Below are 23,164 nucleotides of genomic sequence, written 5' to 3' on the forward strand. Positions count from 1 at the left end.
GACCCGCAGAAATACACCAAGTCCAAACGCGGGCCGAAGAAGCCAGTACCTCACAAACTGAGTGGCAAAAAACAAACGCACGTATCGACTGCGCGGATTCTGGCGATGCGACGGTAGTCAACCGACCCTTACAGGGATGGCGAGAGCAGCGCGCCCCCAACGAAACGAAGAAGGACTATTGTTGTTGTGGTGCAATCACCAGAATTCGGCCGGTCATGCCTAATTGGAGGTGAGGAGTGCAATGATAATTGTACAGCGCAAACGGGGTCGCCTCTGGCAGGGTGAAAGTCCGTACGAGTGACGCATTTGGAGCAACAGGTCCGCTATCGAATACCTCTCCTGCACTTGGTGTGGTTCCGTCGATTGCTTCTGTTCGCGTCGCAGTATGAGGGAAAATAAACGACGGGCTGACGTTGGTCCAACGTACACTTTGTCCCGAAAGAATAGTGATTTGTTTCGGTTGGAAGCCAAAGACATCGTCATCCAACTTGCCCATCAGGACTTCAAAGGCAGGAGGTGGGGTAACGACAGCAGCAGTCCCTGGAATCGGCCCTGCCGCAATCGGTGGTCCAGAAGGCTGCGAGCGGGCAACATCGAGTTCGGTCTCGGTTGTCACGACCACCACATTAAAACCAAGTCCAGTAAGGTTGGCACGAGCGGTCGGAGCTTCAAACGCCAGGAACGCAGTCCCATCAGCTTTCGGCAGCACCACGCCAAGGTTCAGTTTTCCCAAAGCATTTTCAGAATTCACCAGCCAGGCGGAATAGCCGAGTACGTTCAAGCCGTTGGCCCCCGCATGAGACACAACCTTCAAATCTTTCAGTAACACTTCGACTTTTCCTAACGCCAGGTCAACTTTTGCAGTGCCACTCCCGGTCTCGCCAGGGGAACCAGTGTTAGTAAGCGTTACTGATACAGATTCAGCTGCCGCCGGAGCAACCGCTATAGCCACAAGCGCACACGCTGCCATAATCGTCTTTATACTACGCATGATCATATCTCCTTCTTTATCCTTGACCCCAGTCACATAACCGCATCGGTTCAACGTTTAGCCAAGATGCGAGATTACTTCCTCACCGGCATGATCTGCCCACGGATTTCACCAGCAGCAGCTTCCGAAGTGTGTACGTTGAGGTACCAGAGCCCCCTGCGTAATTCTCTCAGCTGGTCAGCCGTCGGTGGGCCAACACAAATGTTGATGGGGCTTCCGTTTGGCTTCAAATCAAAAATGACCGGGCCGTTGACTCCCGGAGCGGCTGGGCCGTGAATGTGTGCGGCGACGATTTGCCCTTCCAGGTCTTGAACTGTGAGAGCAACACACAAACGGTCCTGACCGTCGATGTTGAGATAGGCAACGCCCATTCCATTACTTGAGCCTGCTGGCACTTCTTGTCCGGCATTGAGATTCGACGTAAAGTCCGTTGCCCTTTGCGCCATGGCAGAACCTGGCATTCCAGCAATCCCCAAAAGCAGTGCCCCTACTGCGAGAAACCTCCAACTCACTACCCTACGAAATACAGACCTCATGTGACCCTCCTTTCCTTTCCATTCGTTATTGAATCTTGCCTGCTGAGAATTTATTTCCCTTCTCCATGGATCTGACAGATTGTTGTGAAAAAAAATCGGGGCACGGTATACCGTGCCCCGATAGAACTCTCGGCAACAATTCAGTTCGCTGAGTGAAAATATCTACTGCGGTGGCGGAGCTCCTTCATCAATCCAGCTCTGAATCGTCGCGACCTCAGCATCAGTGAGACAGTTATTGCCACTACAACCGAGTGGCATACGACCGCCAGTGATGTTTCCTCCAGCTCTTACTTTTTGGAACAGATAACTGGCGGTCGAATTCCCAGGATTGATACGTAGACGGGTAGCATCTTCAGAACTCTTGGCAATCATGTTTCTGAAGGCCTGCCCGGATTCGAGATTCAATCCAGCCTGCGCACCCGACGAGCCATGACAACCACTCGCGGCGCAATTATATTTCGTCAGAATCGATTGCACTCCAGCAAAGCTCGTTCCCGAAGCTGCATCGACCGTACCGAAAGCCTGCGCGTTTTGAATCCAGCGCAAACGAATCGTGGATTTGCGTGTGCCACCATTCCCACTGTCAACCACATCAACAGGGGCAACGATAATCTCATCACCATCAACCAGCAGATTGGTCGCCCCGGCCACATCTAGATCATTCAGAAAGGAGAAAGCAGTATTCGCTTCACCTGATCGCGCGCCGGGTTTGGCAACCGTAAACGTGCGGGTTTCGCTCACGCACGTCGGCGCAGTACATGCACCGGAACTGCCACTTTCGCGCACTTCCAAGGTAATCGACGCTGTCGACCCCGCCGGCAATAACCCTGCATTGACGGTTACCCCAAAACCACTATTTAACTGCGGTGGATTTGCACCCACATCTCCACGGGCGGCCCCCCAGGGAACCTCGATCGTCGTATTGAGCGGTGAAGTCACAAGAAGTTTTACCGATAGTGGTTGCGAACTCGTTGTGGAAAACGCAAAACCACGAAACTGCTGAATACCAGAGATTTCCTGGTTGTTTGCTGGGCTTTCCCAGTTCCTCGTAATATCAGCCGTTGCCAGAGTACTCATTCCCACAACTGCCGCGCAAAGACCCACCCGGAAAAAGCGTACGACCTGCTGTTGCTTCATAAAATACCTCCTTCTCCAAAAGATGATTATGCTGAGACAACGTGTTCTGTAATCCTCTTTGCAGAAGGTTTATTTCTCATCCAATTGGCTGTCAGGAAAATCCTGATAGCAATTTATTCCCGTCGCAGAATTTTTTTCGTGCAGCAACCAGCACCGCACGAACATGTTCTCTTCATCTCGCTTCCCGATCACGAGAAATCCTGGAATTGACTTTCCTGCAAGAATTAACTAACTGACCAGTCAGTTAATAAATGGACATCTTATGCCCTCTCGGACGATGCTCATACGAAAACCGCGCTGGCACCGACGCCCGACCGAGCGTCCAGAAGAAATTTCCGCTGCCGCCCTCCGCGTCTTTACTCGCCGTGGTCTACACCAGACAACGTTGGACGATGTCGCCAAAGAAGCTGGCATCAGCAAGGGCACCATCTATCTTTATTTCAAAAACAAAGAAGATCTTTTCATTGCAACCGCACAGCAGGTCGTTCCTGCGCTCGATGAGATCGTCAGCAACCTGTCCATCCCTTCGCGTACGAAAGAGACACTTGCTGACACACTTCGCTCTATCGCCCGCACGATGTATCGTCGCTTTCGCACACCTGCATATCTCGCCTTCTTTGGTTTGATTGCGGCGGAGACACTGCGGCATCCAGAGTGGGGGCAGTTGTATTTTGAACGCATTGTTCTTGCCGTAAACCAGCGCATCGCGGCATTGTTGCAGGACGCGATGGCAGCAGGAACCATACGGAAACTGGACCCAATCCTTACGGGGCGCGCGTTCGCTGGCATGTTCCTCATCATGGCAGTCACGCAGGAACATCTCGGTGGTAAACGCTTCACGTCGTTTTCCGAGAAACAGATTGTGGACTCACTTACAGACATTTTTCTTCACGGTATTCGGTCAAAGAGGGAGAGACACGCATGAAAAAGGTTCTGCCAGTTCTTTTGCTGTTGCTCATTGCTGCAGGCGCTGGCACCTGGTGGTATCAGCACTCGCGGCGCCCAGTACCACTGTCGTTCACCGGCTTTGTCGAAGGCGAAGAGAAAGTCATTAAAAGTGAGATTAGTGGAAGAGTCATGAATGTCACCTTCACCGACGGAGCCCAGGTGAAACAAGGCGATGTCCTTGTCGATGTAGACGCGCGTGACTACCGGTCCCAAGTCGCTCAGCAAGAACTGAACCTGGGCTTAATCCAAGCAAAGATCCGACAGGCCGAGACACAATTGACCTGGACACGCGACACGTACCCGACCCAACTCGCTGCAGCAAAAGCGAACCTCACCAAAGCCAACTCCGATACGGAGTTCGCTCAAAAGGAGTTCACCAGACGGAAAGAGTTGTTGCAGGCAGAGGTGCTCAGCCAGCAACGATTTGATCAGGCAAAGAATCAACTTGACGTGACACGAGCCTCTGTGGCACGGGAGCAGCAAGCGGTCGCCAACGCTGAGGCCAATCTCCGACAAATTCAAATCGCTGAAGATGCGTTGAACGTCCAGAAACACCAACTCGGCGTAGAAACAGAACGCCTCAACCAAATGCGCATCATTCTTGATAAATACACGATCCACGCTCCGTGCGACTGTACGGTACAAACGCGCCTGATTCGTACAGGCGAATACGTCACTCCTGGTGTCGGCATTGCGACATTGTTAGATCCACTCGATAAGTACGTACGGATTTATATTCCGGTTCCGGATTTGGGTAAGGTGCGCGTCGGAGACCGGGTACGTATCGAGCCTGACGCCACCCCTGGCGAATTCTTCCCCGGTGAAGTGAGTTTTATCGAAGATATGGCGCAGTTTACCCCGAAGAATATCGAGGTCAGAAGTGATCGCATTACGCAGGTCTTTGCCACCAAAGTACGTATCCTAGAGCACGTCGAGCGCTTGAAACCAGGCATGGAAGGCACGGTACTGCTGGATAGCCATGCGCCAGCATCGATACCGACAACAACCGCAACTTCCGCCTCACCGTCGTGAGCGGCTCCAACATGCACCAGTTGAGATAACGCCTGATGGATACGCCAATTATCACAGTGAGTCATCTGCGCAAACGCTTTGGGGCCGTGGTCGCTCTCGATGATGTTTCCTTGACTATCGATCGACCGTGTATCTTTGGCGTCGTCGGACCTGACGGTGCTGGGAAGACCACGTTGCTACGGATTCTGGTCGGCTTGTTGGAATTTGAAGCAGAGCACGCGTCAGTCCTTGGCTACGCACTCGCCTCGCAGACACAACCTATTAAAGAACGCCTGGGGTATGTGCCACAGACCTTCAGCCTGTATCAAGATCTCAGTGTGCAACACAATCTCGAGTTTTTCGCTGACGTGCACGGCTTACCCCGTCGCGTGTTTCGCCAACGCGCGGCGGAGCTTCTCGCCATTGCACAACTGGAGAAGTTTACCACTTTTCTCGCTTCAGCCTTATCCGGAGGCATGAAACAGAAGCTGGCACTCATCTGTGCGCTGTTGCATCAACCACACGTGTTAATTCTCGATGAACCAAATAATGGCGTTGATCTGATTGCCCGTGGTGAAATGTGGGCTATCTTGCGCCAGCTGCAAGACGTCACGATTATCATGTCGACAGGCTATCTCGATGAAGCTGACCGCTGTGATCGTGTCGCGTATCTCTATCGTGGCAAGATTCGCATACAAGGGGCCCCAGCGGATATCAAAGCCCAGTTTCCTCGGAACACGTACCGGCTCCTTGGCGATCTCCGGCCGGACATCATGACTCGCATACAACACGCGCCGTGGCTACACCGGGTCCGTATCGTTGGTGAAACAGTAACCGTAGAAACCACACTGTCCCGGGCTGAGGTACAGACCGCGGTTTCTGCGCTTGATCAGGACGCGCTGACCATAGAGGTGATCACACCGACGTTGGAAATGGTATTCACTGAACTTACAGAGCAGGCGGAAGGTGAATAAAAAGGCTAGAGGCTGTCAGGCTATAGGGAAGAACAAAAGGTCGAAAGGAAAATCTTTTTTGATTCCTCAATCAGACTTGAGAACATTCGTACACTTTCTGCAACAAACTCCAAGCTGTGTCATTCTGAGCGCAGAGGAGGATCTCCTTGAGAGACCCTTCTCTTCACTTAGAGTGATGGCATTCGTGTACCAATCTTTCGTGGTTTGACTTAGACTCTCAGAATTTTTTCTCTATTTCTGGCTCGAGCATCCCCTCTTAGCGAGTCCCTTATGACCGACGAAAACGCACTCATCGTCACCAACAATCTCACGCGCAGGTTTGGGTCGTTCACCGCGGTCGACCATGTGACCTTTCAGGTACAACGCGGCGAGGTATTCGGCTTCCTCGGCTCCAACGGGTCCGGCAAATCCACTACGATTCGCATGCTCTGCGGCTTGCTGGCGCCAAGTGAAGGCGCAGCCCGAGTCGCCGGGCTCGATGTCCACACGCAAGCGGCCCAGATCAGCGCACGTATCGGCTATATGTCACAGAAGGTTTCTCTCTACGCCAATCTGACGGTTCAGGAAAATGTTCAATTTTTTGGTGGCCTCTATAGTCTGACGTCAGCCCAAATCACGAACCGACAGGCTGCCCTATTCCCCCGTTTGCACCTTACAGGCCAAGAGCACGCTCTGGTACGTGAGTTACCGAGCGGCATTAAGCAACGCATTGCCCTTGCCTGCTCCCTCTTACACAATCCGGAAATTGTTTTTCTTGATGAACCAACAGCCGGAGTCGATCTGATAAACCGGCAGGTCTTTTGGGGATTGATTCAGGACCTGGCTACTGAAGGGAAGACATTGTTTGTGACCACTCATTATCTCGACGAGATGGAAAATGCGCACCGCGTGGGCTTTATCGATCAGGGGCAGCTCATCGGCCTCGATACGCCGCTCGGCCTCAAAATTGCCTTCGCCGGAGGATACCGCGTCCGTCTCTTGCATGACAACCCACAAATCGTGACTCACGCTGTCGCCCCCCTCTCTGCCCTTGGCTATACCGTACACCAAGATACATCGGACGCAGTCTTCCTGTTACTCCCGACTAACAACAAGGAGGAGGTCAGCCACATGCGTCACGCCTTGCATACCATCAACCCAACCTTAGAGTACACCGCGGCGCTCCCTTCTATAGAAGAGGTTTTTGCTGGGCGGATTCGGCAGCGACAAGGGCGGGCGGAGACAGCCTCATGAATGCACTGGGCCGCAAACTGGGTCGCTTGCGGATTCTCCTCTGGCGTGAGTTTGTCGAGTTGCGGCGTGACCGGTTTACACTCACCGTCATGTTACTCATCCCCGCGCTGCAAATCACGTTGCTGGCATATGCCATCACTACGGATTTCGATCATCTGCCACTCTGCGTACTCGACCGAGCGCAGACACGCGAAAGTCGGCAACTGCTCAGCGACATTACCGCCACCCACTACTTTATCGTTAGCCCATTACAAGATCTGAGCTCCATCGACTCGTTCTTCGGTCGCCAGCATTGTCGCGCGGCGCTCTTGATTCCTGCCGATTTCAGCGAAGTGATCGCGAACCGCGAAGAAGTTCGCCTCGGTCTTGTGCTCGATGCCTCAGACACTACACTCGCCACCAGTACGGAGGGGTTTCTCTCCGCGATTGCGCGAACGTACTATACCCGCACACGCCTGGAACGCTCACCACTCACCGAGCGCAATTTGCGTCCAGAAGCCATCGGCGTGGTGACGCCGCGTACGCGTGTCTTGTTTAACCCTACCCTGTCGAGCACCGCGTATACGATTCCTGGCTTACTCGGAATGATCTGCATGTTTCTCACGATTCTCATTACCGCCATCTCGCTCGTCCGCGAACGAGAAGCCGGGACTCTTGAACAACTCCTTGTTACTCCCATGACCTCGCTTGAGATCGTGCTGGGAAAGATTCTCCCGTTCGGTGTAGTCGCTATGGGAGCCATCATAGCCAGCGTTTTTTTCAGTTGGTTGATCTTTGGGGTCTTTCCAGTCGGCAACGTCACGCTCTTATTAGCCATCACACCAATTTTTCTGTTGATCGGCTTATCTATGGGCTTGCTGATTTCCAGTCTCGCCCACTCGTCGGTTGACGCGCTGGAACGCAGTATTCTCATCATGGTGCCACAATTGATGCTCTCAGATTTCTTGTTCCCACTCTCTCTCATGCGCATGCCATTTCGTGCCATCGGTGAGTTGTTCCCGATCACTCACTACCTTCGCATCACTCGTGGTGTGTATATGAAAGGGCAAGGATTCTCCGACCTCTGGCTAGAAGTCCTTATTCTCTGTGCGTTTCTGGTGCTCTTGGTCGCACGAGTCTCGCGTACCATTACGCGGAGCAACTAAGGAAAGGAAAAAGCATGCGGCGGCGTAACGTGTTAGCGGTGGCACGTAAGGAAGGACGAACGATGCGGCGAGATCACGGCCTTGTTGCTGCTATTCTCGTGCAGCCGATCCTGTATCTCGTCTTGTTCGGGCTCGCAATCACGAATGAAGTGAACAATGCGGAGTGGGTCGTCTATGACCAATCGCAGACGACACGGTCACGGCAGCTCATTTCCGACTTAGCCTCACTGACAGCGCTACGTGAGCCTCAGTTCGTCTTGAGTGAAGACGCCGTTGTGGACTTCCTCCGGCAGAAAGATGGACTCGCAGGTGTGATCATCCCGTGGAATTTTGACGACAAACTCGCCCGCGGCCAGGAAACACCGATTCAGATTTTGCTCAATGGCGCGAAAACCGCGAGCGCGTTACGGCTCGGGAATTATATTACGCAAACTGCAAGCGCATTCTCAGCGAGTGAACTCCCATCACGTGATCGTAGTGAACAAAAATTTCTCGCGCCACGCGTATCGATCGAGAAGCGCTATTGGTACAACCCCGGATTGCAGGATCGCTTTGGCCTACTATCGGCAATGCCAGCGAACATGCTCACACAAATTTGCCTCATGATTGCTGCGGTTGGTTTGGTAGGAGAACGCGAACGCGGTACCTTTGAGCAGCTTCTCTCGACTCCTCTATCGTTGTCGGAAATCATGCTCGGCAAAATGATTCCCTACATTGGGATCGGCCTTGTCTCACTCCTTCTTTTTCAAGCCGGTGGCTACCTCGTCTATGGCATTGCAGTCAAGGGCAGTTTGTTGCTGCTGGCGCTTGTTGCCCTGGTATTCATGTTTGCCACGATGGCGTTCGGCGTATTCTTTGCCTCCCGTGCCCGTAACATTCAACAAGCGATATTTCTCGGATTTTTCGTGATGTTCCCGTCCATTATGATCACAGGCATTCTCATGCCAACAGATAATTATCCGCCAATCATTAGCGCACTCTCGCATTGTCTTCCGGCCAGGTATTTTGCCCACGCGCTTCATGCCATTGTGCTTAAGGGCTCCGGATTTGCCGAAGTGCAGGGTGACCTACTGTTCTTGAGCGGGTTTTTTCTAGCTTCACTCGTCGCCGCAGTCGCAGTAACGAAAGCGAAGCTGGGGTGAGCAATGTCTAAGAAGTGGGAACGTTGTCATTGCGAAGAGGCGCAGACGACGAATCAACCCCTGTCCGAAAACAGAGATTGCTTCGCTCCGCTCGCACTGATAGGTTGCCTGAGAGAGTCAGACAACCTTGCTAGGGGTGGTTATTCGACTTTCAAGTCGGCACGACGGTTCATCGCCCGACCTTCAGGATTGTCCCTGCCGTTCTTCGTGTTGTCAGCTATCGGCTCCCGCTCGCCCCGACCTTCCGTCGTCAAGCGACTCGCCGCCACTCCCTTGGACACCAAGTACCCCTTCACCGATTGCGCCCGTCGCTCGGATAAGCGTTGGTTGTACTCATCCGACCCAATCGAATCGGTATGCGCTACAATCCGCACTTTCACATCCGGATTGTCTTTCAACAACCGCGCCGCTTCATCCAACACCGCAGCCGCATCCGACCGAATGTTGGACTTATCATAGTCAAAGTTCACCCCGCGTAACCGAATCGTCGTCCCCGACGTAATCGCTGGCGGCGGTGTTGGCGCTGGGGCCGGAGCCGGCGGTGGAGGAGGAGGTGGTGGTGCGGGTTCTTCATCGCTTGCCCACAGATAACCAATCGCGGCACCTATGATCGCACCAGCAGCGACACCGATGCCGATGCCTGCAGCTCGTTCATCATCATCACCAGTTCCTTTATGGCGGAATTCCGGTCCAACACCAGCACCGACACCACCACCAACAATAGCTCCAACCATGGCGCCGAGTACCGCACCATCTCGTTTACGCGGTGACATCGTACAACCGCTTGTCATTCCTATGAGCGCTAAGGCCCATAGGGCCCAGAATCTCATACCTCGTCTCATCGCACGTCTCCTTTCCTCATCCTTCTGCCTAGCCCTAGTACAGCGGTTTGCAAAACTGATTTTTCTTCCCCCCTGGAAGCAATCTGGTCTCCATACTGCTAGCTTAATTCTTGACGCGAAGCAAATGGCGAAATTAGCCCCAGTAGTCTCCCAAACGCCTAGGAGGTTTTCTGCATATGGTACTTCTTAAGTACAGGCATAACCTCAGTCTGAAAGAGCGTCATATGCTTCATCGTCTGCTCATGCGTGGCATTGCCCGGCCCTGCCCCAGCGATGGTGTACCCAAAGCCACCAAGGAAGTCGTAATCGGCAATCAAGCGATCAGCCACTGTCTTCGGCGTGCCAGCAATCATATCGCCGAGTGGCCCTCCTTGCCCAAGACCCGCAGCAAGGAAACCGCGCAGCGAGTTCTCTGTCACATAGCCGGGCGGAATCAAAAAATGCGGAGGGATCTTGAATGCTTTCGTCATGAAGAATTGACCGTGTGCGGTCGCTTCATCTTTGGCTCGTTGTTCGTCATCTGAGACATACGCGCCAGGGGCATACCCAAGCTGCGATGGATGAGGGTCATATTGAAATTTTTCACGTGCACAGGTGCGGTACGCGGTGAGGAGACGTTTGACATTTTCAATCGGCGTAAAAACCGACACATAGGGATAGCGATGTTCTGCTGCGAACTCGATGGTCTCCGAGCTACCAGCCGAAGGGAGCCAAATCGGAGGATGCGGCTTGCTGTACGGCCGTGGCCACACATTCACATAACGATACTGATAGTGTTTCCCCAAAAACTCGAATGGGCCTGGTTCCGTCCATGCACGAACGATGAGCTCATGCGCCTCATAAAACATGTCGCGGGAGAAAGTCGGATTCATATCAAGCGAAAGATATTCGCAACCAATTCCACGTACGAACCCTGAAATCACCCGGCCACGGGTGACAACATCGAGCATCGCCATTTCTTCAGCCACGCGTAATGGATTGGCACGGAGCGGAAGTCCATTGCCAAGGACGGCAATCTTGGCGTTTTTTGTGCGCCGCGCCAACATCCCGGCAATGACGTTCGGCGATGGCATCAATCCATACGCATTCTGATGGTGCTCATTAACGCAGATGCCGTCGTAGCCCAACGTATCAGCATACTCCAGTTCATCGAGATAGCGATTGTATAAGTCTGCACCTTTGACTGGATCGTAGAATGTGTTTGGGAATGTCACCCACGAGGATTCATATTTTTGATCGAAATCTTCGGGATAATCCGTCCACGGCATGAGATGAAAAAAGTAGGATTGCATTATCGCTTCGCTCCTTGGCTCTAGGCTTGAGGCTCTGGGCTCTAGACTTGGGAAAAAACGTGGTTGCCTTCCCAAAACCTAGAGCCGAAATCCCAAAGCCGTTCTTATCGTAGAAACTCCACTGCTATACGAGCAAACTCTTCTGGTTGTTCAATCGTTGGGTCATGCCCACACTGATCGATGTAGGCAACCTCTGCAGTTGGCAGCAGGCGTTTATATTCCTCAGCATAGACCGGAGGAATCAGGCGATCTTGCTGGCCCCAAATAACTAAAGCAGGAACGGTCGCATGGTGCAGTCGACGTGGCAGTTTCGGATCATGCAGATAGGGGTTCCATGCCAGACGAGCAAAAGCGCTGCGATCATGAAACATCTGTACGAGTGCGTCTGGACCAAAATCTTTTGGCATGAGCACCATCGCTTTGGATAGATCATGAAACGCCAGGGGCAGTAGCTCTTGTGGCGGGAGCCGAAACACATCAGGCATGGGGACAGACGGAATACGTAAACCCGCGGCATCGACCAGAATAAGCTTCTTGACCCGTTCGGGATGAAAAGTGGCAAACTCAGCAGCGATCCATCCACCTAATGACGCACCCATAACCCGTATTGGACCGTTGATGTTCATGGCATCAAGCAAATCCATATAGTGGAATACCATGTCATCCATACCAACGAGCCAATCCGGTAATGGCGAAGGACCAAACCCGGGATGATCTGGGAGCAAGGCACGAAATCGTTGCGCGAGCCGCGCAATGCCATCAGTCCATACGCCTGCTCCTACCGCACTATGCAGAAATAACAACGGATCACCGTGCCCTGCCTCAAGGACCCGAACCCGGTAATCTCCAACCTGCACGTAGCGTTCTTGTGGTGTACTCATGCACGACTCTCCTCTCGTCCGCCCAGTGTGCGGGTTCTACACAGTTTAGCAAAGAGGGGGGAGAAAAAGGGGGGCAGGTCAAGGGTTAGGAATCGGAATTGTAGGGCGGGCACAGCCCGCCGCGGCATTGCGGAGGTTACTTCTTACCGTCGCGTAAACGCAGATATTGCAGATAATCTTCGGGGGTCGGACGTAAGCGAAGGAACGAGAGAAGTGACCACACAAAGAAAGCCAGAGCGGTATTCTTTGCAGAGCCAAGGACGACCAACAGCAAGCCCAAAATGCCAACTGATTCGGCCATCGCCCATCGTACAATGCAGTACGATTGATATTCCATTTGCGCAAACAGCTTCCCCCCAAGAAACGCGAACGAGGTCACCACTGCTGCCGCAACTGAGGCAATCGGCAGCATAAATGACAGGTCCGAGGCTGGTTCACGTTCCCAGCCAAGCAGGTAGGCAATCACAATATAGATTGCCACCGTTCCCACAAAAGCCATCCATAACACCTTGAGCGGCTGTAATTTCATTTGCGCTGGGGCTTCTTCCATGAGCATCTCCCTACTCTACGTATTTCCTCCTTCACTGTAGAGGAACATCACATCTTGAATCTACCGCGCAAGTCAGCAGGCATGAGCGGACATGCATCCGCTGGAGCGGGGAAAAGACGGTAGCGCATATGCGCGATCCCATCATATACGCCATCACGGATACTGGCGGGTATTATATTCGCGATCGTTCCCAGTACTCGCCACACCCCACCTAATCGCCGTAGTGCATACAACACTGCCGCGGAACGCATGAGCGTCACCCCATCTGCCGTGCGCACGATGATGCTGTCGGGAAGCGTTGCGCGTTCAGACTCAGGGATTGCTGAGAGAAAAATTTCACTTTCGAGCGGGGCAAACTGGAAAGTTGTTCCGTGACGATCTTCTGCCAATAAGAACCGCACCGCACGATGACACAAACCACAATGACCATCGTAGAAAACAAGGTCAGGTGCTTTCGCCATCAACGGACGTATCCAGGCCGGATCGAAGGTGAAGAGATGCAGAATCACCATGCCAAAGCTGAGGTCAGCAAAATCAACCACGCTCATGAGAGTAAAGTGCATCATCAACATGAGAAGCCAAATCCAGGGACGGAGACGTGCAAACAATGCGAGCGGCGCAAAAGCAATCTCTAAGGCCAAAGCACCCCAGGTCTGGAGGCGCAAAAGCCACTCCGGTAGGGAAAGCAACACATCACGAATCAGCCCTGGGCGGGCAAGGGGATTCTCCATGACCCGCATCAGTGCGGTTCCATCAAGCCACGATGGGCTCGTCAGCTTCCATAGCCCGCTGTAGGTGTAGCCTACGGCCATAAGAATCCACGCGACTGCGTAAAGCGAAGGCGTCATCTGCCAGGAACCAGTCGGGTCTGTACGATTACGTGCTGCCCATGAACCGAATGGTGCTGCAGGAAGACAGGCGTGGGCAAGCAATAACCATCCGACGTATGGCAAGCCTGGATTGCTAATCGGCGGATTCCGTCCGAAGAGACAAGCCCAGATATACCAGAGCACCACCGCAACCAGTCGGTCGTAATAGCCAATAGCGAAGAGCAAACTCCCACCTGCGGCAATCACTAATAGTGTGGTTACGAACGTTGGGGTATCCGACAATGCGAAGACATTAGGGAACGCATAAAGCAGCGGGCTGGCACTGCCTTGTGGTAATACGCCCTGGTGAGAAAACAGCTCAGCTCCCCACGGAATCAGGTGGACAAAATGAATGAACAAGTACAGCCCAAAAAGAACACGGAAGAGGCTATACTGTCCGCCGGTCCAACCGTTGTTCATTGACATACAGCCTCCAAGACGCGAGGGAGGTCTGCTGGTGTCCCAGGAATCGGATCCAACCGCACCTGCATGTGACCTGCAACGTCCTTAGGATTGATGCCCAACTCTTTTAAGACTGGTGCGTCCCCACAGAAGGCATAGCGAATCACGGCTTGGAACATCGGTTGGGTGCGCGGGTCGGTCGATAACACCGGTCCGTACGCCAAGGCTGCTCCATACACATTGCGCCGGTTATAGGGTCCAGCCAGTTTCCCGTAGATCTCAGGCGTGAGTGCAAGCGAATGGACAGTACCCGCGCGATCGGTCCACTCAAGAAAAAAACGGCTAGAGTATGTTTCTAATCCTCGTGCCGCAGAGAACACTTTGGGCGCAGGTGAGGCCACGGTCGCTGCACCGATACCGCGCAGGGCCGCGAGGCCTAAGACATCACCAGTCATTTGCAATACGCCAACGATCAAGAGCACAATCGCTGCCCTATTCATGCAGCCCTCCGGGTTTCAGGTGTCGCATTGACATCGACGCCGAGCAACATTTCTCCGAGACGATACTCGCGTTCTGGACCAAAACCACAGCGTCCTTGCCACTGCAGAGGATTACGAAACGTGCCAAACAGCATGTCCCAGATTGGCAGATCAGCGAAATTGTACGAATGCAGTCCTTCTTGGTGGTGGACACAATGGCTTTCTGGCCGTTGGAAGACATAGCCAAGCCAATACGGCGTGCGCACATTCCAATGATAGAACAACTCAGCTAAACCGCTGATCAGTACAGCACCTGCAGCCGCGGCTGGGCTAACGCCAACACCGAGATAGAGAATCGCACTCGACAAGATACTATTGGCGAACAACTCGAACGGGTGCTTATAGAAGCTGGTAATGATCTCGATGCGTTGTGGGCTGTGATGCACTTGATGAAACCACTGCCACAGCAACGGCACTTCATGCCGCCAACGATGCCACCAGCAATAGACAAACGTAATGGCGACGTAGCCGGCAACACTGCCTCCCACTAGGCCAAGCGCGTCAGCAGACCACGGACGGTGACGCATCATCCATTGATCCCAGGCCACACCAGCAACCAGTACCATCAACCCCTGGATGCCATTCAGCAACAATGCGCGTAACCACCAATGAGCAACCTGCGGCCATGAACGCCCTGGTCGTGCCATCTCTACTCCCATCATCACTACTGCTGTCCCAAGAACGATAAGTGGAATCATCATACTTCGCTCCTCTGTCCAGACAAAAGGCAAGTGTCATGCCAGGGACAGTCAGGAAAGGCACGGCGAGAAAATCAAGGAAATAATTTCAAACCGGGCAACAGGGAGAATTCCACCACTTCCTTGCTGTACATTCACGGTACAGCATTGTGCACAGAGCGTCCAAGCTGTCTTTTGGAGAAGGGTTCTATATAAAGACTTCCGCAAGGTGCTGTTCCGCGAGCCAGCGATGTCGCTACGCCTTTGCCTCTATTTGCTGCAGCCAACTTGCCACATCGGCATCGCTGGGCATACGCCAATCGCCACGTGGCGAGAGGCTGACCGACCCAACTTTTGGTCCGTCGGGTAGACACGAACGTTTGAATTGATTGGCAAAGAACCGCTGTAAAAAAACGCTCAGCCAATGGCGAATCTCTGTTGCCGTGTACGCACGATCGAACTGCGCCTGGTTGGCAAGATAGAGAATCTTGGCTGGCGCTGTACCATAGCGCAGAAAGTGAAACAGAAAAAAATCGTGCAGTTCGTAGGGACCGATCACTTCTTCAGTTGCTTGTACGATCTCTCCTGTTTGTGAGGTCGGTAAGAGTTCAGGTGAAATAGGGGTATCGACAATCGCCTGTAACGTCTCGCGCGTAGCTCCAGTAAATTCATGCTCTGCTGCCCACGCAACCAGGAAACGGACTAGCGTTTTCGGAATACTCACATTGGGATTGTACATACTCATGTGATCGCCGTTGTACGTTACCCAACCAAGAGCAAGTTCAGACAGATCGCCAGTGCCAATCACAAAAGCGGTGTTCATCAACAGGCTCGTCCGCATGCGCGCCTGCACATTCTCAAATGTGAGATCCTGCCGCTTCTCTGCTGGCAGGCGACGAATACGGTCAGAAAACTCTTCTACCGAGAGACCTGGCAGCTCGATACCAAATGGATGATGTCCTAACGCCCGCAACTCCTCCAAGCACAGTTGACGAATATCAATGGCGCGAGAAGAAATCCCCAGCAGGTCCATGAGTGCCGACGCATTCTGCCTTGTCCTCTGAGTTGTACCAAACCCAGGCATGGTCAAACCCTGGATGCGCGTACGCTCCATGCCGATCGCATCGGCAGTACGGCAAGTCACAAGCAGTGCGAGGGTAGAATCCAAGCCACCGGACACTCCAATAGCTACTGTTGGTGTATTGAGATGTTGGAGCCGTTTGCCCAATCCCGCTACTTGAATGTGAAAGATCTCCTCACAGCGTTCGCGTAAATCTTGCGCACCACGTGGGACAAATGGATGCGCCTCGACTGTTCGTACTGAACGAGTTGGAGCTGGACGGGATTGCCAAGGGAAACGAATTCGCCGCATTGGCTCCGCAGCACGTTGAGAGGCTGCAGTGTCGCCAAAACTGCCCATCTGCACCCGCTCCTCCTGCAGATGTTCAAGGTCAATATCTGTCACCAGGAGAGAGGAGTCGCGACGAAATCGTTGCGACTCGGCCAGCAGCACACCGTTCTCAGCAATCAAGCAATGTCCACTAAAAACGACGTCGGTGGTAGATTCGTTGACATTGCACGAGCTGTAAACATAAGCAGCAATACACCGCGCCGACTGACTGGTCACCAGTTGGCGGCGGTACGCAGCTTTGCCAATGATCTCGCTACTTGCCGACAGGTTCACCAGCACCGGCGCCCCTTCTAACGCCTGACGAGTGCTTGGAGGTTGTGGAATCCACAAATCTTCGCAAATTTCCGCACCAAATGTGAAGATGCCCCAGCTCTCGGCAGAAAATAACAAATCATGGCCAAACGGACTGGTTTGATCAAAAAGCTCGATCTCTTGCCGTGGTGCGGCCAGCGCCGGCGCAAACCAGCGTCGTTCATAAAACTCTTTATAATTGGGCAGGAACGATTTCGGCACCACACCAAGAATCCGTCCACCTGACAGCACAGCCGCAGTATTGAACAGCTGTCCCTGCACCACTAGTGGCAAACCAACAACAACGACGCCGGAAAACTGACCATTTGTCGCATCCCGCACCTGACTCAGCGCTCTCAACGCCGCCTGTTGCAGAGCTTGCTGTTGGAAGAGATCTCCGCAGGTGTAGCCGGTCAGACATAGTTCAGGAAAGACCAACAACGCCACCCCTTCACGCTCGGCCTGGACCATGAGGTCGATGATGTGTTGGGCATTCGTCGCGCAATCAGCCACTCGCAGCTGGGGTGATGCCGCAGCAACCCGAAGCAATCCAAATGTCTCTTGTTGTTCCATTCGGTCACTCCCTCCTTGAGGAATCACCTTCTTATGTGCCAGAAAAGCGCAGCTGAGTAGAGACGGGGGTAAGGAGATGAGCTGGGTTGCCGGTGTCGATGGTTGTCGAGGGGGATGGATTGTCGTTTTGGTCGAATACAAAAATAGAGCAATGCGTAAGCACTCCCTCAAACTTTGCCCAACCTTTGCCGACATTCTCGCCCTTGACCCTCAACCCGCAGTGATTGCCATCGATATGCCGATTGGCTTACTCGACACGCCACAACCTGGGGGGCGAGAGTGCGACCGCCAAGCTCGCAAGCTGCTTGGCAGGAAAGCGAGCAGTATCTTCACGCCGCCAACGCGCCCCATGCTCAAAGCAACACATTACGAGCAGGTCCGCACGCGAGGACTCAGCATTCAGTCATTCAACATCTTGCCGAAGATTCGTGAGGTCGATCGTCTTATGACGCCGGAGCTACAGACTCGTATCCATGAAGCCGCTCCAGAGTTGGCGTTCATGATGCTTGCTGGTGCGCCGATGCGATATAACAAGAAGACACAGGAAGGGCGGGAGGAGCGACGACAAGCACTGCGTCGTTGGCTGCTCCCCGATAGAACCACCGGCAAGTACGATAATGTCATTCTGAGCAAAGCGAAGAACCTCTTCTCTCACCAGTTCGAAGAGAGATTCTTCACTCCGCTTCGCTCCGTTCAGAATGACAGGCACTCTGTTCGCAAAACACTCCAGTCCAGACGCCCCTTCCCCCGCTCCCTCGTCGCCCAGGATGACCTCCTCGATGCCTACGCCCTGGCTTGGACCGCTATGCGCATCAACCGCGGCGAGGCAAAGCAACTTCCGACACCGCCTCCGGTAGACGCAAAGGGCCTGAAAATGGAGATCTGGAGGTGAGCCATCCTCACCAGTGGCTCTCGTTCTCATCGTGTTGATGCATCGTAGCTCTTGCTGCGAGCGTAATCTCTAGGATAGCGTAGGCCGAGTGAGGGTGAAGAACACCACAGCAACACAAAAGGAGGAATGCCCATGCAACAGCGCGTGCTTGGCAAAACAGGTTTGCAGGTATCTGTGCTCACTCTTGGTGGCGGAGGCATCGGCATGGTCTGGGGTCCCACAACCGACGACGAGTGTGTTGAGACTGTCAAAGCTGCGGTCGCGAGTGGAGTGAACCTGCTCGATCTGGCACCAGTGTACGGCAAAGGCAAATCAGAAGAGATCGCCGGTCAGGCCTGGCGCGACCTGCCCACCAAACCGCTGGTCGCTACCAAGGTGTTCGTCATGCCAGATGAGCGTAAAGATCTTGCCGGTGCAGTCCAGCGCTCTCTCGAAGGAAGCCTGAAGCGCTTAGGACTGACTCAAGTCGACCTCTTTCAGCTTCATAATCAGATTGAACCCCAAGAACCAACCGCGCCACGGAGACTCACACTGCGTGAAGTCGTCGGCCCCGGTGGCGTGTTAGAAGCAATGCAGAAACTCAAAGACGCCAAAGTCGTGAAAGCCCTGGGCTTCACCGGTATTGCTCGTCATGATGTCGTGCGCGAGTTGTTTACGGATGGTCGCTTGGCAACCGTTCAACTCGTAACCAATATCTTGTGCACAGAAGGTGAGATGGGCGCACGCGGGGATGCACCGTATCGCGATCATCTGGAAATGGTTCGCCTTGCGCAGGCGGCAAACTTCGGTGTGTTTGGCATTCGTCCGTATGCTGCAGGCTCACTCACGGCAGCGATCGATCGCACCTTACCGCCTGAACATCCCGTTGTTCGTGATTTTGCCTTAGCACAACAACACCTAGGCTTTCTGACGAGCGAAACGGCTGCACCGTTGTCCGTCGCAGCGATGCGTTACGCGCTCAGTCTTCCAGGAGTAAGCACCGTAGTCACCGGAGCAAAGAATCGCACAGAGCTGGCTGAGGCAGTCGCCGCGGTTACAGCTGGTCCACTGCCTGCAGCGATGATGGAACGCATTGCCACTTTACAGCGCACGGTGCTATTGGGGAATAAAACGTAAATATGTAAAACGTAACCACCTCCCCCATCCTTTTACGTTTTACGCGTTACGTTTTACGCGTTATGTTTTCTGCATCTTGGACAGACGCGATGATCACCAAACTCGTTATTGATCACATTCAGTCACCGACGTTCGACGGCGTCTCTTTCGGCAACATTGGGCAGTATGAGAAACTCATTGGACAGGCGTATGGCGAACTCGATCCTGAGAATCCTCTCAATGTAGTGATTGCCGACATAACACTAGCCCCACGCAACGCCCGTGGCCTCGTCGAGTACGTCGTGGATGTCTGTATTTTGAAACCAGTGGATACCTCACGAGGCAATCAGGTCTTGCTCTGTGATGTCACCAATCGCGGCAACAAGATGACCTATCTGCCGCTCAATTTTCCTGATCGTGCACCACCAGAGCACCTGCCTATCAATAATCCAACCAGCGCAGAAGACGCCGGCGACGGGTTCTTGATGCGCCAAGGATACACGATCGTATGGACCGGGTGGGATGCCACCGCGCCCGCAGGCAATGATCGTATGACCATTACCGTGCCGATCGCGACTGAAAACGGCAAAGCGATCGTTGGCCCCTCACTCGAAGAGATCATGGCCGAGAACGCTCGGCATATTCCACCTGGCACCACGGAAGTGCTCACCTGGCCGCTCACCTATCCCGCGGCAACATTGGATCAATCGCAGGCATCATTGACAGTGTTTCAGTATCGCGGCGACGCGCCGACTACTATTCCCGCTACGCAATGGCGATACCTCGACGCATCGACGATTGGTCTACTACCAGCAGAAAAGACGCCTTTTGAGCGTGGCAAAATCTATCAGTTTGTGTATCCAGCGACTAACCCAAAAATCACTGGTATCGGTTTTGCTGCGGTGAGAGATGTGGTGTCGTTCCTACGTCATGCCAGTGCGGATCAACAAGGAACCGCAAATCCGCTGGTGAATACACTCCAATGGTCGATCGCGACAGGATTATCGCAGTCAGGACGCTTCCATCGCCCATTCTTGTATCTCGGCTTCAATCAAGACGAAGAGCAGCGTCGCGTGTTCGACGGCATGATGCCCTACATCAATGGCTCTGGCGGCGGCTTCTTCAACTATCGCTTTGGTCAACCCAACCAGACCGCTTTTCAGCGCTGGAGTCACGTCTATCCTGAGCAGTTCTTTCCCTTCGCGTACACCACCCTTACTGATCCACTCACAGGAAAAACTGGCAGTGTCCTCACACGTAGCGAAGCGTCAGGCACAAGCCCCAAGATTCTCGAAGTTAACGACTCCAATAGTTATTGGTTCAAAAGCGCGTCGCTGGCGATTACCACACCCGATGGTAAAGGCGATTTGCCTGATCCGTCGAACGTACGCTTCTATTTGCTCTCCAGTATTGCGCATGGGGTCGCGTCCGGTCGTGGCCTTTGCCAGCAGTTGCAAAACCCCACCAGTCCAGGCCCTGCGCTGCGGGCGTTGTTAACTGCGCTGACGGAATGGGTTGTCTCCGGCACGGAACCACCATCGAGTCGCGTGCCACGCCTACGCGATGGCACTCTCGTCCCATCGCTACCGCAGTCATCAGTTGGCTTCCCAGAGATTCCTGGAGTCACCTACACAGGCGTCGTCAGTGTACGCGAGCTGTACGATTATGGACCCGAGTTCAACCGCGGCATTATCAGCCACTGGCCACCAGTTCCCACTGGTCGTGCCTATCCAACACTCGTCCCCAAAGTCAATGCAGATGGCATCGACCTTACAGGCATCCAACTCCCAGACATTGCCGTTCCGATCGGAACCTACACAGGTTGGAACTTGCTGAGAACTGCGCCCAAAGACGAGTGCTCTGCCATGGGCTCATTCATTCCGTTTGCTGTCACTAAAGAGCAGCGACTCACGGCAGGAGATCCACGCCTATCGCTAGAAGAACGGTATGGCACCCACAGCCGCTATGTCGCAGCTGTCGAAGCAGCAGCGACCCGGCTGGTTGCTGAGCGTTTATTACTGCTGGAGGATGCGGCAGCGTACGTCGACGCAGCGAAGAAGCGGGCATTAGGCCTGCCACTGTGAACAAGGATGCGGATTTGGGTTTGGATTCTTCCTTAAGACTTCTTCCACCTCAACATCCGTCCCCCTCGTTCCCCCGTATGCCGCCCGTGGTCAGCAGTAATCTTGCCGTTGACGATCACATAGTTGATGCCTAGTGGATACCGTCGTGGCTCTTGGTAGGTACCAACGTCGGCGACTGTGTGAGGGTCGAAAACAACAAGATCAGCATACGCTCCTTCGCGAATCACTCCACGGTCGGTGAGGTGGAACCTCTGCGCTGAGAGACCGGTCATGCGATGCACGGCTTCTTCAAGTGAGAACAATCGTTCATCACGGGCGTAGGTTCCGAGCACTTTGGCAAAGGTGCCATACAGGCGTGGATGTGGTTTGCCTTCGACTGAAGGAATGCCGTCTGAGCCGATCATGGTTGTTGGATGCGCAAGGACACGTCGCACGTCTGGCTCTTCCATGCCAAAGATCACCGCAACAACTCCCTCCCCTTCTTCCACGAGAATATCTTTCACAGCTTGTTCGAGGGGTTTTTCAAGTAAGCGACAAATTTCATCGAGGGTTTTGCCTTCGTATTCATGGCGGTTTGGGGTTGACGCGATCAGCACGTCCTTTGGAGAGACCAATTCTAACGATCCACCACTCGCCAGCGCTGCCAGGGTCGTGCTACCAGCAATGTAGGGATAGGCGTCTGAAGTCACGTCCTGACCACGTTGTCGCGCTTGATCAACCAGAGCGAGACTTTCTATGACTTTGCCCCAGTTCTGGCGACCCATGGCTTTGTGATGGGAAATCTGCACAGGCACACCAGCTTCGGCTCCGATACGTAGGGTTTCATTGATCGAGTCGAGCAAATGCCCTGCTTCGTTGCGCATGTGAGTTGCATAGAGGCCGCCATATTCAGCAACCACTTTCGCCAAGGCAATAACTTCTTCGGTTTGCGTATGCGGTAAGTAATAGAGTCCGGTGGAAAGCCCGACTGCACCTGCTTCCATCCCCTCACGAACCAGCGCTTGCATAGCGTTCAGCTCTTGCGCTGATGGTGGTCGTTTGTCACTGCCCAATACGCCGTAACGTATGGCAGCATGAGGAATCTGGGCGACGACATTGACCGACGGAGGCTGCGCTTCGAGCAACGTAAAGAACTCATTGGTTGTTTCCCAGGAAAATTTTCCTAACGGTCCGAACAACACTGCACCGAAGCCTTGCAGGAATTCTTTGTATGCCACACTCGCGGGCGCCGCACCAAACCCGCAGTTACCGATGACTTCAGTCGTCACGCCCTGCATGATCTTGAAGTCACACAACGGTCGATCGAGCAGCGCGAAGTCGTCATGGGAGTGGACATCAATGAAACCGGGAGAAACAACACGACTTGTGGCATCAAGCGTTTGCTTAGCCGTTCCGTTAACGGTGCCAACTGCCACGATACAATCGTCCTGAATGGCAACATCAGCCGCAAAACCAGGACGGCCAGTACCATCAATCACTGTTCCGTTGCGAATGATGAGGTCGTAGGACATGACTCGCTCCTATCGTCACGGTAGATCGTGCAAGCATACGTTCGGATTTCTTCCCCCATCCTGAGGAAAAGCATAGTAAATGTAGATTGCGGAATGCGGACTGTGGATTAAGAGGACAAAGATCGATGTTCCTTCTCC

The 23,164-nt window shown here is 53.5% G+C and carries 21 protein-coding genes; 9 read left to right on the forward strand and 12 right to left on the reverse strand.

Annotation, left to right across the window (positions count from 1 at the left end; genetic code table 11):
• Window positions 1–175: 175 nt before the first annotated feature.
• The 3 genes from FJ147_07195 to FJ147_07205 all read right to left on the reverse strand — a co-directional run bounded on the left by FJ147_07195 (window position 176) and on the right by FJ147_07205 (window position 2,664).
• On the reverse strand, window positions 176–997 hold the full coding sequence (locus tag FJ147_07195; protein MBM4255667.1) for a hypothetical protein: 822 nt from the start codon (window positions 995–997) through the stop codon (window positions 176–178).
• A gap of 68 nt (window positions 998–1,065) precedes the next feature.
• Window positions 1,066–1,527 carry a CHRD domain-containing protein gene (locus tag FJ147_07200; protein MBM4255668.1) on the reverse strand — a complete coding sequence of 154 codons (462 nt, stop codon included), beginning with the start codon at window positions 1,525–1,527 and terminating at the stop codon, window positions 1,066–1,068.
• A gap of 162 nt (window positions 1,528–1,689) precedes the next feature.
• Window positions 1,690–2,664, reverse strand: coding sequence for a hypothetical protein (locus tag FJ147_07205; GenBank protein ID MBM4255669.1), 975 nt, complete (start codon window positions 2,662–2,664; stop codon window positions 1,690–1,692).
• A 262-nt stretch (window positions 2,665–2,926) separates the two neighbouring features.
• Here FJ147_07205 and FJ147_07210 point away from each other — a divergent pair, with 262 nt between their 5' ends.
• The 6 genes from FJ147_07210 (at window position 2,927) to FJ147_07235 (ending at window position 9,117) form a co-directional block, all read left to right on the forward strand.
• Complete coding sequence (locus FJ147_07210) at window positions 2,927–3,589, forward strand: TetR/AcrR family transcriptional regulator (GenBank protein ID MBM4255670.1); 663 nt, start codon at window positions 2,927–2,929, stop codon at window positions 3,587–3,589.
• Window positions 3,586–4,644 carry an HlyD family secretion protein gene (locus tag FJ147_07215; protein MBM4255671.1) on the forward strand — a complete coding sequence of 353 codons (1,059 nt, stop codon included), beginning with the start codon at window positions 3,586–3,588 and terminating at the stop codon, window positions 4,642–4,644. The genes FJ147_07210 and FJ147_07215 overlap by 4 nt, the downstream gene beginning before the upstream one ends.
• A gap of 35 nt (window positions 4,645–4,679) precedes the next feature.
• Window positions 4,680–5,597, forward strand: a complete 918-nt coding sequence (locus FJ147_07220; protein ID MBM4255672.1) for an ABC transporter ATP-binding protein — start codon at window positions 4,680–4,682, stop codon at window positions 5,595–5,597.
• Between the two features lie 270 nt (window positions 5,598–5,867).
• Window positions 5,868–6,830 (forward strand): ABC transporter ATP-binding protein, encoded by a 963-nt coding sequence (locus FJ147_07225; GenBank protein ID MBM4255673.1) that lies wholly within the window; start codon window positions 5,868–5,870, stop codon window positions 6,828–6,830.
• A complete protein-coding gene (locus tag FJ147_07230; GenBank protein ID MBM4255674.1) occupies window positions 6,827–7,975 on the forward strand; it encodes an ABC transporter permease in 1,149 nt (382 codons plus the stop codon). Before FJ147_07225 ends, FJ147_07230 begins: the two co-directional genes overlap by 4 nt.
• Window positions 7,976–7,989: 14 nt before the next feature.
• Window positions 7,990–9,117 (forward strand): ABC transporter permease, encoded by a 1,128-nt coding sequence (locus tag FJ147_07235; protein ID MBM4255675.1) that lies wholly within the window; start codon window positions 7,990–7,992, stop codon window positions 9,115–9,117.
• Window positions 9,118–9,257: 140 nt separating this feature from the next.
• Here FJ147_07235 and FJ147_07240 read toward each other — a convergent pair whose 3' ends face one another.
• The 8 genes from FJ147_07240 to FJ147_07275 form a co-directional block, all read right to left on the reverse strand.
• On the reverse strand, window positions 9,258–9,728 hold the full coding sequence (locus FJ147_07240) for an OmpA family protein (protein MBM4255676.1): 471 nt from the start codon (window positions 9,726–9,728) through the stop codon (window positions 9,258–9,260).
• A 389-nt stretch (window positions 9,729–10,117) separates the two neighbouring features.
• The gene (locus tag FJ147_07245; GenBank protein MBM4255677.1) at window positions 10,118–11,251 is read right to left on the reverse strand and encodes an LLM class flavin-dependent oxidoreductase; all 1,134 of its coding nucleotides are present in this window, start codon (window positions 11,249–11,251) and stop codon (window positions 10,118–10,120) included.
• Window positions 11,252–11,355: 104 nt separating this feature from the next.
• The gene (locus tag FJ147_07250) at window positions 11,356–12,132 is read right to left on the reverse strand and encodes an alpha/beta hydrolase (protein MBM4255678.1); all 777 of its coding nucleotides are present in this window, start codon (window positions 12,130–12,132) and stop codon (window positions 11,356–11,358) included.
• Window positions 12,133–12,268: 136 nt separating this feature from the next.
• Window positions 12,269–12,682 (reverse strand): hypothetical protein, encoded by a 414-nt coding sequence (locus FJ147_07255; GenBank protein ID MBM4255679.1) that lies wholly within the window; start codon window positions 12,680–12,682, stop codon window positions 12,269–12,271.
• A 47-nt stretch (window positions 12,683–12,729) separates the two neighbouring features.
• Window positions 12,730–13,977 carry a DUF393 domain-containing protein gene (locus FJ147_07260; GenBank protein MBM4255680.1) on the reverse strand — a complete coding sequence of 416 codons (1,248 nt, stop codon included), beginning with the start codon at window positions 13,975–13,977 and terminating at the stop codon, window positions 12,730–12,732.
• The gene (locus tag FJ147_07265) at window positions 13,968–14,453 is read right to left on the reverse strand and encodes a hypothetical protein (GenBank protein MBM4255681.1); all 486 of its coding nucleotides are present in this window, start codon (window positions 14,451–14,453) and stop codon (window positions 13,968–13,970) included. The genes FJ147_07260 and FJ147_07265 overlap by 10 nt, the downstream gene beginning before the upstream one ends.
• Window positions 14,450–15,190 (reverse strand): sterol desaturase family protein, encoded by a 741-nt coding sequence (locus FJ147_07270; protein ID MBM4255682.1) that lies wholly within the window; start codon window positions 15,188–15,190, stop codon window positions 14,450–14,452. Before FJ147_07270 ends, FJ147_07265 begins: the two co-directional genes overlap by 4 nt.
• 235 nt (window positions 15,191–15,425) lie before the next feature.
• On the reverse strand, window positions 15,426–17,444 hold the full coding sequence (locus FJ147_07275) for an NAD(+) synthase (GenBank protein MBM4255683.1): 2,019 nt from the start codon (window positions 17,442–17,444) through the stop codon (window positions 15,426–15,428).
• A gap of 76 nt (window positions 17,445–17,520) precedes the next feature.
• Between FJ147_07275 and FJ147_07280 the strand changes: the two genes are divergently transcribed.
• The 3 genes from FJ147_07280 to FJ147_07290 all read left to right on the forward strand — a co-directional run bounded on the left by FJ147_07280 (window position 17,521) and on the right by FJ147_07290 (window position 21,515).
• The gene (locus FJ147_07280) at window positions 17,521–18,336 is read left to right on the forward strand and encodes a DUF429 domain-containing protein (GenBank protein MBM4255684.1); all 816 of its coding nucleotides are present in this window, start codon (window positions 17,521–17,523) and stop codon (window positions 18,334–18,336) included.
• A gap of 126 nt (window positions 18,337–18,462) precedes the next feature.
• Window positions 18,463–19,452 (forward strand): aldo/keto reductase, encoded by a 990-nt coding sequence (locus tag FJ147_07285; protein ID MBM4255685.1) that lies wholly within the window; start codon window positions 18,463–18,465, stop codon window positions 19,450–19,452.
• Between the two features lie 89 nt (window positions 19,453–19,541).
• A complete protein-coding gene (locus FJ147_07290; GenBank protein MBM4255686.1) occupies window positions 19,542–21,515 on the forward strand; it encodes a hypothetical protein in 1,974 nt (657 codons plus the stop codon).
• 32 nt (window positions 21,516–21,547) lie between these two features.
• On the opposite strand, the gene FJ147_07295 is transcribed toward FJ147_07290, so the two are convergent.
• Window positions 21,548–23,026, reverse strand: a complete 1,479-nt coding sequence (locus FJ147_07295) for a D-aminoacylase (GenBank protein MBM4255687.1) — start codon at window positions 23,024–23,026, stop codon at window positions 21,548–21,550.
• Between the last annotated feature and the right edge of the window lie 138 nt (window positions 23,027–23,164).

Source organism: Deltaproteobacteria bacterium (genome assembly GCA_016874775.1).
In the GTDB taxonomy this organism is placed as follows: Bacteria; Desulfobacterota; Binatia; order Bin18; family Bin18; genus VGTJ01.